This is a genomic window from Gaetbulibacter sp. M235 (genome assembly GCF_043876835.1).
Taxonomy (GTDB): Bacteria; Bacteroidota; Bacteroidia; order Flavobacteriales; family Flavobacteriaceae; genus Yeosuana.
Window position 1 is genome coordinate 14,057 of record NZ_JBAWJZ010000010.1, and the last position, 18,288, is coordinate 32,344.

Below are 18,288 nucleotides of genomic sequence, written 5' to 3' on the forward strand. Positions count from 1 at the left end.
GTTTATTTTTTTTCGTTTACTGGTAACCAAACCTTTATAACTCCGCTGGCTTGACTAGCATCGGCATAAGGAACCAGTAACAATTGTTGATCAGAATTGTTGCCTTTTTCATCTATCATGTTTACAGTATAGGTTTGCTTTCCAATCCATTGGGTTGGTAAAACATCAAAAACAGTTTTAACCACAAGGTTTTCAGTTGGCAATAATGGATTAGTGTTTATGTCTACTCCTGTGTTCAAAGATGAGTCAAATGCCAAGACTTGCGGGCCTCTTTGAAATGCAATTTGATTGGGATAACTTTTCCCTCCATTTAATATTTGAATTGGCATATCAAAAGAGACGTTTATTTTATCTCCCGAAGTCCATACTCTATCAATTTTTAAGTATTGATTGGCAATACCCCTATATTCTTTTTTACCAATAGTAACCTTAAAAGAAGTACACCAATCAGGAACCCTTAAGGATAGTGCAAAAGCGGCTTTTTGAGATGGATTAACTGTTATAGTGGCATCACCGCTTTCGGGGAAATAGCCTTCAACCTGTAGTGATAAATTAATTTTTTTACCTTTTGAAGTTGCTATGGTTTCGTTATAATTAGCTGGGTCAAACATCATAATGGTTGGAACGTTTTGAACATTTCCAAAAGCAAAATATGGTATCATTGCAATGCCTCTAGGAACGCTTGATGTACAGCAACTAATGTAGCATATAAAGGGTTTTTTGTCCATGAGTGGTGTGTAATAACTCACACAACCGGTTTCTGGGTTTTCAGCAGCCAATAAATGGTTGTAAATGGTTTTTTCAATTTGATTGGCATACTTTAAGTCACCAGTAATGTTTAAAAGACCATGATTTAATTGAAGCCAAGTAACTGTTACACAACCTTCTCCCATATGGTCTTTATCTGCTGCTGGTAATAATTTGTCGTCTTGAAAATGTTCCCAAGAACTGGTGGTTCCGGTAATGTATAATCTGTTGTCAACAATGTCCTGCCAAGCAATTAAAACAGGGTTTAGCAATTTTTCATCTCCGGTAACTCGGTATAAATTTACCATTCCAACAAAATTTGAAAGCATTTCATAGGCTTTGCCATTGGCTACTTTGTTTACCTTTCCTGAAGATAGTAATGTGCTGATGATTTTAGGGCCGTTTTCTTGTTCCCAAGCATCAATGATATAATAGCAAAAATCCAGATACTTTTTGTCGCCCGTATATTTGTACAATTCAACCATTGGGTCTAAAATGCTGGTCGCTGCCATTCCAATATGTGTTCCTGCCAAAATAATGTCTCGTTGCCCAGGATTATTTCCAAACGTTGTGCACATCAAATCACCTATTTTTTTACAAGCTTCTAAAGCAGGTTGGTAACCCGTTGTAGTATAATAAGCAAGCAAACCGTATAAATTGTATTTATGGGACCATACATCCCAACTTGTCCAATAGGCATCAGGGGTATAGGTTCCCAAATAACCATCTTCCAGTTGTGAGTTTACCAATTCAAACATTATTCTGTCTATCTGCTGTTTGAGTTTGGTATCATGCGTATTTTTCCAAACATTGCAGGCAGTTTCTAAATATTTGCCAACATGTTCGCCAGCCCATGGATGAATACCGGGTCTTTTTAAATAAGAACCTATGATGCCTTCTTCATCCACATTTAAAAGGCGTTCCACTAAATTTTGAGCTTGTCGTTTTCCTAAATAGCCATTGAATTGCTGATTTTGAAAAGGAATTGAAGTGAAAACATCCTTTATTTTATTTTCAACTATTATGCTTGGTTCATTGGCAACAGGAATTTTAATATTTCTATCTGCTAAATACATCTGTCCATCTTCTATGGAAGCAGTGCTATTATTTTCTTGAATTTGATATCCTACTTTAAAAATATTATTTTTTTCAGGCTGATAATTTGACGATAAAACAACAGCTTTATATCCTTGAATTGGTTTAACTTCTACAGGCAATGTTTCGGAAAACAAAATGGTCTTATTTTTATCCGCTACCCAATATTTTATATTTCCATCAAAGGCTCTATTGCTACTGTTTGTGAATGTAATATGAGTTGTAAAGCCATTATTGTCAGTTTCTAAAATTTTATACGTTGTTGAAATATAATCAGACCATTGTACAGGAGCATAATTATAGGGCCCTTCATACAAACCAATTCCTGCATTGTCCAGACTAAATACTCTAACGGCTATAACATTTTCTCTATCCCATAATATTTCTTTCTCAGGTATGATATAGGAGCGTTTGACATCCCATTTAGTTTCATAGTGTGGAGGTAAAGACCCTGTTTGGCCAATTAGTTCTCCATTAAAGAAAGTTTGGTCAGCATCATCAATCTTTCCTAGGTTTAGTTTTATTCCATTGCCCTTTTCAGCTAGACTTTTCATACTTGAAGGGATAACAATTTTAATACGATACCAAGCAAAAACATTTTCTTTTTGTGTTGTTGAGGCCCAACTTGTCGCCAATAATTTAGTATCCCAATCTGTATCATCAAACTCTAAACTAGCCCAATTTGAATCATCGCCTTGTTTGAATTTGCTTTCAATGGGTAATTGCTGTAGTAGTTGTGCGTGAATTTCGTTAGTAATAATCACAACAAAAAAAACAACTAAAATACTGGTTGATACCTTGTGTTTAAAAAGTGATTTCATGACGTGATGTTTATTTTTTTCTTTATGCTTTATTTTCTCTGATAAACCCTTATATAATCCACTTCCATGGTTTGAGGCCATATGGTTTCATCCACCCCGTTTTTTCCACCCCAATCACCTCCAACAGCAAAATTCATGATTAAGTAAAAGGGCTGATTAAAAGGCCAGTTCTCTTGTGTCTTGGGACTAGGGGCATAAGTGTTTTTAATGTTTTCAGGAGAATCAATATAGAATTGTATGGCATTTTCTGTCCAAATAATTCCATAAGTATGAAATTCTTCCTCGGCAGTCTTTAGGTTAACTGCCGTTTTATTATTTGTGTAGCCGTAATCACTTTTTGTATGAATATTAGTATGCGCTATATTTGGTTCGTAACCCACATATTCCATAATGTCAATTTCCCCACACAATGGCCATCTGGTTTCTTCATGATTGGATCCTAACATCCATAATGCTGGCCAAGTGCCCGTGCCATGTGGTAGTTTAGCCCTAAATTCGATACGACCGTACTTGAATTCTTTTTTTCCTTGACTTGATAATCGGGTGGAGGTATAGCCTCCTTTTTTGTTTTCGCCCGTTTTGGTGGCAGTTATATAGAGTATGCCGCTTTCTATTTTGTAATTGTCTGTGTTTTCAACATATTGTTGCCATTCGTTATTGACTTTTCCAGCGTTCCATAAAATAAACGACCAGTTATCTAAATTAACATTGTTGCCGTTAAATTCATCGGCCCAAACTAATTCATAATTTTTTGATAATGCTGTTGCCTTTTTGTTGCTTGAACAAGAAGGCAACAGTATCAAACTAATTACACTAATGAAAAAAAAACTTATTTTATGCATCTTTAATTATACTGGAGCTTTATTTTATTATAGAATTCTTGCATTACAAAAAACGCTTTCTTTTTGATTCCATGGTTTGATATCAATCCTTTTCTGTTCCACCCGTCTTGGAATCCTGGAAGTACTCTTTTTGGAGACCTGAAGTCATTTAATATCCATGGACTTGTCCCTCTTATGTTTGGGATTTTCTCAATCATTTTTAGATTTTGTTGGTACAGATACTCTTGGTATTCTTCTGTCCATCGTTCTTTTATGGTTCCGTGCAATCCTTGTAAAGCACCACCACCAAATTCTGATATTACTACTGGCTTATTGTATTTAATATTCCATTTTGCATTTGGAGCATCTTCTAAAGAACCGCCATACCATCCGGTATATTGGTTAAAAGCGACAATGTCCATATACTTACCAATTTCATCATCAACAATGTTTACATCATCTTTAGTGTGTTTTTCCAATGCAGCACTAACAAGTCTGGAGTCATCTTTGCTTTTTGTGAGTATAATAAGTTCTTTGATAAATGCATTTCTAGCTTCGGATGGAGGCGTTTCGTTAGCCATAGACCAAATAATAATGGAAGCCCTATTTTTGTCCCGTGTTATAGCTTCTGTTAATTGGTTTTTAGCATTGCTTAGTGAAGTTTGATTGATAAAATCAACAGTCCAGTAAACAGGAATTTCTTCCCATACCATAAGACCAATCTTATCTGCCAATTTTAGTATGTACTCGTTATGCGGATAATGTGCCAACCGTACATAATTGCAGCCCAATTCTTTTGCCCAGTTTAAAGCTATCAAGGCATCAGCATCATTATAGGCCCTGCCTCCTCGCATGGCATTTTCTTCATGAATGCAAACACCCCTTAAAAAAATGGATTTACCATTTAAAAGAATATTTGGGCCTGAAGTTTCAATGGTCCTAAAACCAATATTATCTGTTAAATCTTGATAATCTGTTTTAATAGTTATGGCATACAGTTTGGGAGAATCTGGCGACCAATACTGTATGTTTTTTGTTTGGATTTCAAAGGTTATATAACCTTCATCATTTGCTGTTAAAGTTTGATTTATTTTTAATTCAGGAATGGAAAGTGTTATAGCGTCGTTTCCTTTTGAATGATTCAGTTTAACATAACCACTAATTGTTTTGTTGGAATCTTTTTTAAGTTGAATGCTGTAATCTTGAATGAATGTGGCAGATTCTTCAATAAGTTTTACGTCTCTAGTAATTCCACCGTAATTCCACCAATCTGTATTAATGGTTGGTATGGCTTCTTTAAATCGCTTGTTATCTACTTTAACAACTAAATAATTATCAGTTGGTTTTACAATATCTGTGACTTCAAAATTAAATGGCGTAAAGCCCCCTTCATGAACGCCTAATTTTGTGCCGTTTAGGTAAACTTCAGCTTTGTAATTAATTGCCCCAAAATATAAAAACAATCTATTGTTGTCCTTAGTAAACCTATAATCAAAAGAACGTTTGTACCAAATAGTCCCTTCGTAATAAAGCAGTTTTTCGTATTGAGAATTCCAATCTCCCGGAACTGTTAATGTGGGAGACTTATCAAAATCATACTCAACTAATTCCAGTTTGTTGTCTGTATGATAATTATTAAAAAATGCTGAATTACTTTTTTCGGTTAGCTGGTCATAAGGCTCATATCTGTAATTATAATATCCAGTTTCGTAAGGATCTACAATATAATTCCATGTTCCATTTATTGATGTTACATGTCTGTTTGACGTGTTGATCAACAGGTTTTGAGCTGACCCAATTAAGGGTAATAAAAATAAAATTTTTATTAAAAAGGGTTTCATTTTTTAATCAATTAATTCAAAATAATCTGTCAATCTGATATCGGCAGAGGAAGCCCCAATCATAATCTCAAATTCTCCTAATTCAGTAATCCTTTCAGCTTTTTGATTATAAAAAGACAGTTTTTCTTTATCTATAATAAATGTAACTGTTTTAGATTCGCCAACTTTCAATGCTATCTTTTGAAAATCTTTTAACTCCTTAATGGGTCTTACTACTGATCCAACTTTGTCCCTTAGGTAAAACTGCACTACTTCTTCGCCAGAAACTTTACCTGTATTGGTAATATTTGCAGTAACTTCAATAGTTTCTTTATCTGTCATTTGCTTTTTGGATACTTTCAAATCAGAATATTTAAAGGTAGTATAGCTTAACCCATAACCAAAAGGAAATTTAGGACTGTTTTTTAAGTCGATATATGCTGAAACATAATTAGTGTTGGTTTCGTTATCGGCTGGTCTTCCTGTATTAAAATAATTGTAATAAATAGGAATTTGACCTATTTCCCTTGGGAATGACATAGGTAATTTACCAGAAGGGTTGTAATCACCAAACAAAACATCGGCAATGGCATTTCCTGCTTCACTACCTAACCACCAAGTGTAAATAATTGCGGGAACATTATCGGCTGTCCAATTAAAAATAAGCGGTCTTCCGGCATTAATTAAAACTACAACAGGTTTTCCTGTAGCTTGAATAACTTTTACTAAATCCTCTTGAACCCCAGAAAAATGTATATTGCTTCTGCTTTTGGCTTCGCCACTCATGTTCCATCCTTCACCAATGCTTAATATTACAACATCAGCTTGTTTTGCAATTTTAACGGCTTCAGAAAAACCATTAGTGTCTTCTCCATCAATATCACAACCCTTAGCATATAAAAGTTTGGTGTTTTTACCTACTTTGTTTTGTAAACCATCCCATTGTGAAACAATATAGCTTGAATCAACATCTTTTAAATTAATGGCCCAAAAACCATGATTTGCTCTTTTTGGTTTTACCATCGGTCCAATGAAGGCAATGGTTTTTATTTCTTTAGATAGCGGGAGTAAATTATTTTGGTTTTTTAATAAAACAACACTTTTTTTTGCAATATCTCTTGCTGCTTTTGTATGCTCAGGATTGTTCAGTTCATATTGTTCCCGTTCTGGGTTGCAAAATTTAAAAGGATTGTTAAATAATCCTAACTCAAATTTTTTATAAAGTATTCTCTTTACGGCCTCATCAACCAAAGCAATAGGGACTTTGTTTTCTTTTACCAATTGGACTAAATTATTTCTATAGCAATTGCTTTCCATATCCATATCACTTCCTGCGGTTATAGCTTGTAATGCTGCTTCTTTATTGTCTTTTGCGTAACCGTGTTTAACCATTTCTCCTATAGAACCCCAATCAGAAACCACAAAACCTTGAAAGTTCCATTTTCCTTTTAGAATATCTCTTTGCAGGTATTTGTTTCCTGTTGCAGGTATTCCGTTTAAATCATTGAACGAATTCATAAAAGTGGCAGCTCCTGCATCTAAGGCTGCTTTAAATGGAGGCAGATAAGTCTCCCAAAGCATTCTTTCGCTCATATCAACTGAATTATAGTCTCTTCCTCCTATGGCAGCACCATAAGCGGCAAAATGTTTGGCACAGGCCATTACAGAATTGACATCACCCAAATTTCCTTGAAACCCTTTTACCCTTGCATAGGCAATCTTTGAGCCTAAGTAAGTGTCTTCTCCAGCTCCTTCCATGACTCTTCCCCAACGTGGGTCACGACCTATATCTGCCATAGGAGCAAAGGTCCAGTGGATGCCACTAGCAGAGGCTTCTGTAGCAGCAATTCTAGCAGATAGACCAATAGCTTCCATGTCCCAACTAGCAGCTTCTGCTAAAGGGATTGGAAATGTGGTTTTATATCCATGAATGACATCAAGACCAAACAACAAGGGAATTTTTAGCCGTGATTGCATAGCTAATTCTTGATATTTCCTTGTATATGTTGTTCCTAAAACATTTAACATGGAGCCAATTAAGCCATTTTTTATTTCTTCTTGTTTGTTGGGGTTTATGGTAATAGGGCCAGTAGCTGTCCAGTCACTGGTATATTGATTTAGTTGACCTATTTTTTCTTCTAGGGTCATTAAAGCTAATACTGAGTCAACTTTTTGCTCAATCCTATTATTTGTTGTTGAACTATTTTTTAAATCGGTTTTGTTACCGCAAAAAATAAATAGAAAAGAAAAAAGTATAGCAATAACTATTTTAGAGACACTTTTTATCATGGATTATCTTATTTAATAAAGTTTAGAATTACAAAAACAGGTAAATGGTCGGAAGGATATTTCAAATCTTTTGAGTCACTTAGCACTGCATATTTTTGAACATTGATCTTGTTGTTTTTTGAGGTGAATATATAATCTATCAATTTTGTTACGGGTTCGTTATGTTTAAAATCATTAAAGGTACCAGAAGGGCCAAAAGGCGGATTTTTGGAAACGGCACGCGTATCGTTCATTTCTTTTTTAAGATTAATAATCCTCTCTGCATCAGGTTCAGAGTTAAAGTCACCCATAAAAATCACAGGATAATCTTCTGTGTTTAATGCATCAATTTTTGAAAGGATTAATTGTATTCCTTTGGTTTTGGCAACTTCACCCATATGGTCTAAATGAGTATTGAATACCCAAAAGTTTTTTTTGGTTTGCTTATCTTTTAACAATGCATAAGTACAAACTCTATTAAAAGCAGCGTCCCAACCTTTTGAAACTTTATCGGGTGTTTCAGAGAGCCAAAACGTATTTGTTTCTTTAAGAATAAACCGGGTTTTTTTATAAAAAATATTTGAAGATTCTCCTTCGCCAACACCATCTCTTCCAATACCAACATGATTATATTGTTTTAGAGTAGTTTCAATATCGACCACCTGATTTGGTTTTGCCTCTTGAATGCCAAAAATATCAGGTCCATAAAATTGTATTTGAGAAGTAAAAAATCCTTTGCGAAGTGGCCAAGCATTTTCTCCATCGACGTCAACATCTAAACGGATATTGTAGGTCATAACTTTTAATGTTTGTGCATTAGAAATTATGCTTACTAAAGAAAACAAAAGTAAAAAAGCTGTTTTTTTCATATTAATTTAATTTTTGATACACTCTTACATATGCTACTTGCATTTCGGCCGGAAAAATACTATCATCAATTTCACCACCCCAATTACCACCAATGGCGAGATTTAGAATTAAAAAATAAGGTTTGTCAAACGGCCAACCTTGGTTGGTAGTCTCTTTACTATTTTCACCTTTTATAGCTTCATAGAACAAGTTGTTGTCTATGAAAAATTTAATACTGTTTGAAGTCCACTCAATTCCGTATAAATGAAAACTATTTATGACGTCCGGTAATTTGTCAAAATGGGTGTATTGGTTGTTTTTAAAAAAATTATAAAGTTCAGAATGTAATGATGTATGGATTACGTTTGGTGCTTTACCAACATGCTTCATAATATCTATTTCACCACAAAGAGGCCATTTTTCGGTCTTCTTAAGAAGGCTTTCTGGAAGCATCCAAATGGCTGGCCACGTACCTTTGCCTATTGGCAATTTTGCCATGACTTCAATTTTACCATATTGCAATGAAAACTTTTGATAGGTTATTAATCGGGCTGAGGTGTATTGAGAATTTTCATGCTCCTTTTTTAAGGCAACAATATGTAACATACCATCTTTTACAAAAGAATTTTCAAGGGATTTTTCTAAATAAAATTGTTGTTCATTATTCCCCCAACCATAACCCCCAACTTCATAGCCCCATTTAGTTGAATCTGGTAATCCAGAATATTCAAATTCATCAGACCATATTAAATGATAGCCTTTGTATAAGTTTGAATGGTGTTTGTTTCTTTCTTTTAATAATTCGGGTTCATTCGTAGTGATAAAATCAAAATTGTTGGCTATGGCCCAATCTAAATCAGAAACATCGTTAACAGTCCAAGTATTTAATATTATGTTATTGTTTTTGGCACTTTCAATCCATTCGGGATGAGATTTAAAAACTGTAAACTCATAATCTGCACCATCTATACGATCCGTTTTTAATTCCTCGGGAGATTTATCACCTTCTAAATATTGAGTAGATGCAAAAGGATTTAATTCCTTTATTTTTTTAAGTATATCATAATCAAAGCTAATGTAGGCAACCCTATTTTGTGCCTTAAGGTTTTTAACCAATTGTACTACTTTTGTGGCTGTTAATAGGCTTCTTTCTTTATTTAAATCAGATGGTTTTATCTCACAAATTAACTGTGTTGTGTTGTTATTTTCAATACCTGCTAAAATATACTCCCTTAAAGTAGGCAGCTTTTCTCCATTTGAAAGTTTGAAATTTGCTAAATCTGCATAAGTTGTTTCTTCTATTACTAAATTGTTATAATCTGAATCATGGTTGATAATTAATGAATCATCAACAGTCATTCTAACATCAAACTCAGAGCCTCTAAATTTTAAAGCTATAGCATTTTTTAGGGAAGCAATTGAGTTTTGTGGCAGGTTATTGGTTTTCCAAGCACCGCGATGTGCAATAATATTATTATTTGAAAAAACAACACCTTGTTTTGAATATGATTTATGGGAATTACAAGCTAACAAAAGAATTAAAATTAATATTATTATGTTTTTTCTTTTTAAATTATTCATTTTTGATTTTTTTAAAGCTGAATCTGCTATTAATAAAAACAACAGAAACAGCTTATAAAAAATAATTTTTGAAATAGTGTTGAATACTCTAATGCTAAAATAAAAACCCCCCTCAATTGAGAGGAGTTTCTTGTTAATTTTTAAAGTTTAATTTTTTTGAAATATTTATATCCCATTAAACACAAAATGGTTATCCACTTTATCAAAGAGTAGATTATTGTCTTAAATAAGACCTAAAGGGATTGTTTATGACCCTTTAGGTCTATAAAAATTAATAAAAAAACTAACTCAAATAATATTAAACTAAATTTACTATTTTATATACTATTGCAAATACCAAGGAACTTTATTAATACCATCAAATCCACCATACTGGCTATCAATTGCTGCTTGATAATTACCAGGATTAGTAGTTATTTCAGATGTTGGATATTTCAAACGTTTAGGGTAAAGTGTGTTATCCTCTGGATTTAGGCTAGTTGCTGGGTCTAGAGGTAATACAGGATATCCTGTACGAAGAATTTGAGGGTAATTTAATCCATTGCCTTGAAAGAAATCTATAAGATATCTTTGATCCCATATTTGATGTTCGCGGTCTGTTTTGGTACCAGTCATTGCGTAATCGGCATCTCCTGTAAAATAGTTGTCAATATAGGTTTGATCTATTGCCATTCCGTGAGCATAATTAGCTGCAGAAGCCGCAGGTAAACTCTTGAAAAAATCAAGCATAGCTTTTACACCATTTTCGTAGTAAACTTTTGCTGCGGCAGAGCCTCCAGAAACCCAGCCTTCCTCAATTGCTTCTGCAATAATAAAACATTGTTCTGCATAAGTAAATTTAAGCATAGGGTCTCCGGCATGAACTTCTCCATAACGTTTGTTTATTGTACAATAGTTGCCAGCTTGATTATTAGATGTAATAACTCCATTTGACAATGATGATAAAGCCCCTTCATATGCAGAAAATTCATTTGCTTGCATGCCGCCAGAAATTAATGCTGTAGCTGGTTCTGCAAAATAAAATAATCTACGATCATTATATTTTTTCAACATATCAACCACTAACTTAGAAGGGATGTCTTTAAGCCTTCTAGCTTCAGTTGCAGTATAAAAAGGATGGTTTGTTCCAGAATAATCAGTGTAAGTTAATTTAAAATTATCACTGTTACTACCTAATAAATTATTAGCAGTTACTATTTCTGCGAAACGTGTTTTTTGAGCAGCTGAAGCTTTTTTACTAATTGTTTGTATAACTTTTAACTGCATTCCATTACATAACTTGCGCCATTTAGTAGGGTCTCCATTATACATGATATCTCCACTAAAAGTTGTTCCTGCTGCAAAAAATTGCTCTGCAGCTTTCAAATCTTCTAATACTTGAGCAATAACATCTGCTTGTGTATCATATTTTGGAGTTACGTTTCCTTCTTCTGCCTGTCCAGCTTCAGAGTATGGAATATCTCCCATAGATATTGTATTATTAAAACCATACCAAGCTTTCATAAATAAGGCCAACCCTTTATATGAAGATTCAGATACCGATCCTTCAGAAAATTCAACCATTCGTTTAAGATCAGTTAAATTTTGGAATGAACCAAAAGAACCATAAGGATAGGGATTGTAATATTGTTCCCCAGATAAATCTTGATTAACAAGATGATGTGCTTGTAAATTTCCTGTTGTGAAATCATTAGGATTTGGATTCCAAAACCTAAAAGCGCCTTTCAATACCCCAGCAGCAAGCATATCAGGAGAAACACTTGTTGCAGCGTCAGGGTTTGTATTTAATTCCTCATAATTACTACATGAATTAGCAATTACAAGAAAAAATAAGACTACAATTATATGTTTTATATTTTTCATAAGTTGATAAGATTAAAAAGTTAATTTAATATTGCCGCCAAGATATCGTACTGCTGGGTCTGCAAAGTCTTCAGAACCACCATCTGGGTCAGAATATTTGAAGTCTTTAGCCCATAAAAACACGTTTTGTCCAACAAAACTTATTGATGCTTCTTTGGCTCCCCATCCTTGTAAGAATTTAGAAGGAATATTATATGTTAAAGAAATTTCACGTAGTTTAAAAAATGTTTTTTCATAAGTATCTAAAGGTCTTCCTGTACCACCCCAAGCACTACTGTTGTGTACGTTTTTAACATAATCTTGATATGTTGTATATGTTGTATTTGGTCCATAAACACGGGTGTCAGAAAGAACAGTTCCAAAAGCATCAGAATAAGTTACAGTACCTGATACTACTTGTACGCCTTGAGAAAGCCAGTTTTTAGAACCAGGAGTAGCAACATCTAGTGCTCTTTCAGGAGTAACAGAATCAGGGTGTCCTCCTGCTTGCCACATATAACTTTCAGTTCTTGTGTTTGTAAGACCACCTTTTACACCATCTAAAGAAATAAATAATTCAAAATTTTTATATTTTAAATTTGAATTTATACCCCAAATATAATCTGGATCAGTATAGCCGTATCTAGTATCAAATCCATTAAATACTTCTCTACCATTGGATCCAATGATATGATTTCCTTCTGGGTCAACTTGATAGTCTCTAATTAAGAAGTTATCAATTCGCTCTCCAACTTTATTCCATGGATTTTTAGTGGTATAAACATCATCTATCTTGGTCCAGTAACGTGCATAAGTTGACCAGTTGGCACCTAAGGTCCATTGCCAGTCTTTAGTTTTAAATGGTGTAGCATTAAGTGAAATTTCCCATCCTCGGCGCTCTATCCCTTCTCCAATATTTATAAGAGTACTATTATATCCGGAAGCTTGTGATACAGGTGCATACTTTACAAAATCTACAGTTTCTTTTTGATAGTAGGATACATCAAAACCAATGCGATTTTTAAATAACATAGCTTGTAAACCATATTCTATAGTTGTAGATTTTTCAGGAAGGATATTTTCTGCATCATATAGAGCAGTAGGAGAATATCCTGCATTAAAACTTGGACCCCAAATGGCATTACTAGTACTAAAAGAACTATTAACAGTATATGGACTTGCTGGTTTTTTTGATACTGTCCATGAATTTCTAAATTTCAATAAATCTAACCAACTTTTTGTTGATTCTGGCAAAAGTTCAGAAACCACAAAACTGACAGCTAAAGAGGGATAAAAATAATCAACTTTATTATTTTTATTTTTTATTTGTAACGATGAAGCCCAGTCATTACGTCCTGTAGCTTCTAAAAAAAGAAAATTGTCATAAGAGAAAGCTAAACGACCAAATATAGAATTTACTTGTTGACCGATAACGCTTGTTTTAACAGATGCAGGATCTTTTGATGCTGCCAATGAGAAAAATCCAGGAACAGTAAGACCATTATTTGTATTAGCTAAAAAGTTACTATCTTCTTTATTATATATTGACCCACCTACAAGATAATCTATTTTAACTTTATCAATAATAGTTCTATCACCTGTTAAAAGTAAGTCAGCATTAATACTATGGCCGGAACTTAAACCTATACCATATGCTCCTGTTTTACCTCCACCTATCCAAGTGTAAGGATTACCAGGGATACCTGTATTACCTGATGACTGATAAGAACCTACAGCAATTCGTAGTTCTCCTTTATCTGTATAAGAATCATATCCAGCACGAACACTAGCTTTCAACCAGTCAGTAAGTTGATAACTTAAAGATAAATCGACATTAAAAATATCGCGAGAAGTTTCATTTGTTCTTTCGTAACGGTCAAAATATGGGTTGTTTGATCCTCCTTTATATGTAAAATTTTGAACTTGATCTGGAACAAGCCAATAATTATCTTTGTAATCTAAAACATTAAAATCTGCTGCAGACCAAATAAGCAAAGAATACATAGCATCATAAGCAGTATAACTATTTGATCCTAAATTAGGAGTGTGTTGATTAGCGTATGAGAAATTAGAGCTCATTTTAAATTTATCTAAATTAACATCTCCGCCAAAAGTATAAGTATATTTGTCTAATGATGAATTTGGGTATTGACCTTTATTTTCTATCCAGTTAATAGAACTTCTAAGAGCCAGTACATCGCCTTTGTATCCAACATTAATGTTGTTGTTAGTTATGTATCCTTGTTCTAAAAAGTTGGCAAAATTGTTTTTACCAACAGGTAGATACTCATAATCTCTGTAATCTTTCAAAAATGGATCCCATTGGGTGCGGATTGTACCATCCATAACAGGTCCCCATGAACTATCTGAGTTTATATTATAAGTACCACCTGTACCACGACCATAAATACCCTGACGCTCTGGAATAGCTAAAAATCCAGCAGTAAACATGGTGTTAGTAGCAAAACTTGTTGAAATTCCAAGACCCTCATTAGTACTACCATTTTTGGTTGTAACCAAAATGGCACCATTTGCACCACGGAAACCATAAAGGGCTGAAGCTGTTGCTCCTTTTAGAACACTTAAGGATTCAATGTCTTCTGATGAGATATCACCAAGAGACTTGTTGTTATACGGAACCCCATCTATTACTAATAAAGGTTCTTCGCCCCGAATAGTAAGTGATGGAGCTACACCAAAATCAGATGAGTTTTTTACCAAAAGCCCTGATACTTTTCCTGTAAGCGATGTTGCAACGTTGACAACAGAGATTTTTTGTAGGTTTTCTCCAGACACTTTTTGAACGGCATAACCAAGGGCTCTTTCTTCTCTTTTAATACCTAAGGCTGTAACAACCACTTCATTTAACGCTTGAGTTTCTTCAGCAAGAGAAATGTTTAAATAATCCGAGTTATTAATTGTAATTTCATTTGTTGTGTATCCAATAAAAGAGAGAACTAGCGTTTCTCCTTTTTGAATATTAGACAGTATAAATTTACCATCAAAATCTGTTGATGTTCCTTTTGTTGTATTTTTTACAACTACAGAAACACCAGGTAAAGGTATGCCACTTTCATCGGTCACATTTCCTTTAATTTCAAAAGTCTGTGCCGTAGTGACAAAAACACAAAAGAATAAAAAAAGCGAAAAAAGCATCTTTACCCTTTTAGAAGATAGTTTTAATTTCATAATTAATTAAGTTTAGTTTGACATTGTTTAAACTTAAATACATTTATTTTTAGTTCTATGTAATTAAGCTTTTGTTAAAATTACATGGAAAAAATGTCGGATTCATAAAAAACACTACTACAAAAAACGAACATTATAATTTTAAAGCTATGCATATCCTAATTTGTATAGTAATATAGCCTCGGAAGGGTAGAAAAAAAATATGTTAAAAAATTTAACTTTTTGCATTTGAACCACGTTGTCGTGGTAATGACGTAGTAAAATTTAGGTTTGTTGTGGTGTTAAATATCTAAGATGTGATTAACAAGGCTTTCTTTATGCTCTAAATTCATTCTTTTTCGCATTCGATATCGTTTAGTTTCAACACTTCTAACTGAAATATTAAGCAAGGAAGCAATTTCTTTTGATGATAAGTTTAAACGTAAGTAGGCACAGAAGCGTAAATCGTTTGGGGTTAAATCTGGGTACACTTTTTTGACTTTATTCAAAAAATCTTTGTCAACATTATTAAAGGCTTCTTCAAAAAAGCTCCAGTCTTTTAATGTATTCAAATTATCATCTACTAATTTTATTACTGATGCATTGTCTTGTTTTTGAGGATTATTTTTTAACTCTTTTTTTATACTAGCTAATAATTCATTTTTCTTAATAATACTCATGGTTGAAATAGCTAATTCCCTATTTTTATTTTCAATTGCTTGATTCAACTTTTCATTTTTAATGCTAATAATTAATTGCTCGCTTTCCAATTGTTTGTGTTCAAGTTGTTTTTTATAATATTTTTTATAGGTTTTATGGGTAAATAATGTAATACCCAATAAAATAAATAAGTATAGTATAATGGCAGAGTAAGATAAATACCAAGGTTTCAAAATTTCAAAATCATAACTTATGACATTATTGGATAATTTATTTCCAATTTTGGCACGTATTTTAAAAGTATAATCGCCAAAGGGGAGGTTGTCAAATACAAGTTCTGGTTTTGGTGTCCACTCGCTCCATTGGTTATAGCGTCCTAATAGTTTATACTGATATTTTATTGTTTGATACTTATTATAGTCTGGAACACTATAATTAAAAACAACTGAATTATTGATATATTTAAATTCGCCCTTAAATTCACCTGATTTATGAAAGTCTACACTAATGTTTGCTTTTTCAGGGTTTTTTATTTCAATAGTATTGAGAAAAATGTCATAACCCTTATTTTGATCAATGCTTGAGAGATCAAGAGTAATATAACCGTTTGCGGTTCCTAATAAAAACGTATTATTTTTAAGATGTGTTATGTTTTCATACCCAATCATTGCTTTTCTTAGCTTGTCAGGAATCGATATTTTATTGATTTTGAATTGATTTGTCAAATTATCAACAGTTACGTAACTTATGTTTTCTTTTGAAAAAGCCCACAGTTTTTGAGTTTCATCAACTACTAATTTTCCAGACATATAGGTTGCGTCTGTTACTATAGGACTTAGTATGGTGTCTTTTTTAAACTCATTTTCCTGATAATCATAATTAAAGACGCCTTTTTCAAAAGCATATAAAAGATGATTTTTAAATTTTATTAAACTTGAATATTTTTCAATAGGAAGCGTTGGATCTCTGAAGATATCAGTAACGGAATCGAAATTATCATTAATTTTTAACCTAAAAACACCTTTATAACCGTGACTGATCCATATTTCATTTTTGTTCAGTATTTCAAAGTGCCTCACCGAATTATCAAATCCATTTATTCTATTTTTTATACCCCATGTTCCATTATTTTTGGATAAAATATATAAACCACCATAATTGCCTTGTAATAATTCGTTTTCTTTATTTGGGATTTGTCTAAAATTCCATGTGCCTAGTTTGTCTGCTACTAATGTCGCTTTGTCTTTATTGATAATAAAAGTTCCATAATGATGTCCACAAAACAACTCGTTATTGTAAATAAACAAACTCCAAACTTGACCAGCTGTACCATCAATAAAATGGAATGGTTTGTCACTTCCCATTTCTTTAAAAAAGAGACCTTGATTAGTTCCTAAATATAAATTATTAGCAAAAATTGATATTGCATAAACAGTTCCAAGACTTCCTTCATTATCTGTAAAAATTCTAATAGGGGACTTTAGATTCATACAATTAATTCCATTATCTAAACCAATCCAAATATTTTCATCAACATCTTCAAACAATGATAGTACAGTATTGTTACTTAATCCATTTATTTGATTTATTTGATAAATGAGAGTCCCATTACTGCTCAAATAAATGAGCCCGTCTGAAATAGTTCCTATAACGAAACTGCTGTCATTTAATTGAATACTTTGATAGACATTTGTTTTCTTTAAAATGTTAGCGGCTGGAATGTCCCAAATAGAAAGCACATTGTTTTTAAAAACATAAAAACCATTTTTTCTAGTCTGTATAAGTAATCCATCTTCAAATGGAAAAAGATTGACAATAATACCTTCATCAAGAACAGGATCATGTATTACTATTTTTGGTTTTCCTTCTTCAATTTTATAGATTCCTTCACCAATAACACTATAATAAATAGTATTATTAATGTTAAAGGTTCTTGTTATAAAATTGGTTGAGTTAATAACATTAAAATTATCACTCTTGGTATTATAAAAATAGATACTATTGTATGATTGAAAAAGAATCCATTCGTTATATGAGATAATGTTCCATATATCTTCATCCTCAATCATTTTTTCATTTAACTTTGGAATTAAAGACGTATAAAATAATTCTCCGAATTTGTCTTTTTGCCAATACCCAAATTCCATATTGCATCCTGTATAAATTCTATCACCTACAGCAGTTACAGATCTAATTATAGTATTGTTTGGGGACTGATAAGTTTTCCATTTTGCTCCATTAAATTCTAAAAGCCCTTTATTATTACCAACATAAATAAATTTATTTTGGGTTTGAGATATCCTCCAATTTTGGTTTTCTCCGCCATAATCTTCAGGAGAAAATTTTTCTATAGGAGGAATTTCTTGTCCGTACAAATTACAAATTGCAAAAAACAAGAAAATTAAATTATGCGCTATGTGAATAGCTTGTTTCATGAGGTTTATACTAAAATAATCATTTGCTTTTATAATTATCATATACCTTTATGATAATTAAAGCAATTTAAGCAGTTTTTTGATTTATTGGTAATTAATCATTAATAATTAGTTGGCTTCTACAATTTTAAAGAGCCTACTTTTAAGGTAGCAGTTATGGTAATGCTAAGAACACTTTTAC

Annotated in this window: 9 protein-coding genes; all 9 read right to left on the reverse strand. The window is 32.8% G+C overall.

Annotated elements, in window-relative coordinates; genetic code table 11:
* Positions 1 to 2: 2 nt before the first annotated feature.
* The gene (locus V8G69_RS14425) at positions 3 to 2,663 is read right to left on the reverse strand and encodes a beta-L-arabinofuranosidase domain-containing protein (protein WP_394882783.1); all 2,661 of its coding nucleotides are present in this window, start codon (positions 2,661 to 2,663) and stop codon (positions 3 to 5) included.
* Between the two features lie 29 nt (positions 2,664 to 2,692).
* A complete protein-coding gene (locus V8G69_RS14430; RefSeq protein WP_394882784.1) occupies positions 2,693 to 3,457 on the reverse strand; it encodes a family 16 glycosylhydrolase in 765 nt (254 codons plus the stop codon).
* 50 nt (positions 3,458 to 3,507) lie between these two features.
* Complete coding sequence (locus tag V8G69_RS14435) at positions 3,508 to 5,325, reverse strand: glycoside hydrolase family 2 protein (protein WP_394882785.1); 1,818 nt, start codon at positions 5,323 to 5,325, stop codon at positions 3,508 to 3,510.
* A gap of 3 nt (positions 5,326 to 5,328) precedes the next feature.
* Positions 5,329 to 7,593 (reverse strand): glycoside hydrolase family 3 N-terminal domain-containing protein, encoded by a 2,265-nt coding sequence (locus tag V8G69_RS14440; protein ID WP_394882786.1) that lies wholly within the window; start codon positions 7,591 to 7,593, stop codon positions 5,329 to 5,331.
* 8 nt (positions 7,594 to 7,601) lie between these two features.
* Positions 7,602 to 8,441, reverse strand: a complete 840-nt coding sequence (locus V8G69_RS14445) for an endonuclease/exonuclease/phosphatase family protein (RefSeq protein WP_394882788.1) — start codon at positions 8,439 to 8,441, stop codon at positions 7,602 to 7,604.
* Position 8,442: 1 nt separating this feature from the next.
* Entirely contained in the window at positions 8,443 to 10,002 is a 1,560-nt protein-coding gene (locus tag V8G69_RS14450; RefSeq protein ID WP_394882790.1) for a glycerophosphodiester phosphodiesterase family protein, read from the reverse strand.
* A gap of 324 nt (positions 10,003 to 10,326) precedes the next feature.
* Positions 10,327 to 11,865, reverse strand: coding sequence for a SusD/RagB family nutrient-binding outer membrane lipoprotein (locus tag V8G69_RS14455; RefSeq protein WP_394882791.1), 1,539 nt, complete (start codon positions 11,863 to 11,865; stop codon positions 10,327 to 10,329).
* A 12-nt stretch (positions 11,866 to 11,877) separates the two neighbouring features.
* Positions 11,878 to 15,033: a SusC/RagA family TonB-linked outer membrane protein gene (locus V8G69_RS14460; protein ID WP_394882792.1), complete on the reverse strand. Its 3,156-nt coding sequence runs from the start codon at positions 15,031 to 15,033 to the stop codon at positions 11,878 to 11,880.
* A gap of 281 nt (positions 15,034 to 15,314) precedes the next feature.
* Positions 15,315 to 18,107, reverse strand: a complete 2,793-nt coding sequence (locus V8G69_RS14465; RefSeq protein ID WP_394882793.1) for a triple tyrosine motif-containing protein — start codon at positions 18,105 to 18,107, stop codon at positions 15,315 to 15,317.
* Positions 18,108 to 18,288: the final 181 nt, after the last annotated feature.

Bases quoted from the DNA above. Each gene is read 5' to 3' on its own strand.
- V8G69_RS14425 (WP_394882783.1), bottom strand. From the start codon at position 2,663: ATGAAATCACTTTTTAAACACAAGGTATCAACCAGTATTTTAGTTGTT.
- V8G69_RS14435 (WP_394882785.1), bottom strand. From the start codon at position 5,325: ATGAAACCCTTTTTAATAAAAATTTTATTTTTATTACCCTTAATTGGG.
- V8G69_RS14440 (WP_394882786.1), bottom strand. From the start codon at position 7,593: ATGATAAAAAGTGTCTCTAAAATAGTTATTGCTATACTTTTTTCTTTT.
- V8G69_RS14445 (WP_394882788.1), bottom strand. From the start codon at position 8,441: ATGAAAAAAACAGCTTTTTTACTTTTGTTTTCTTTAGTAAGCATAATT.
- V8G69_RS14450 (WP_394882790.1), bottom strand. From the start codon at position 10,002: ATGAATAATTTAAAAAGAAAAAACATAATAATATTAATTTTAATTCTT.
- V8G69_RS14455 (WP_394882791.1), bottom strand. From the start codon at position 11,865: ATGAAAAATATAAAACATATAATTGTAGTCTTATTTTTTCTTGTAATT.
- V8G69_RS14460 (WP_394882792.1), bottom strand. From the start codon at position 15,033: ATGAAATTAAAACTATCTTCTAAAAGGGTAAAGATGCTTTTTTCGCTT.
- V8G69_RS14465 (WP_394882793.1), bottom strand. From the start codon at position 18,107: ATGAAACAAGCTATTCACATAGCGCATAATTTAATTTTCTTGTTTTTT.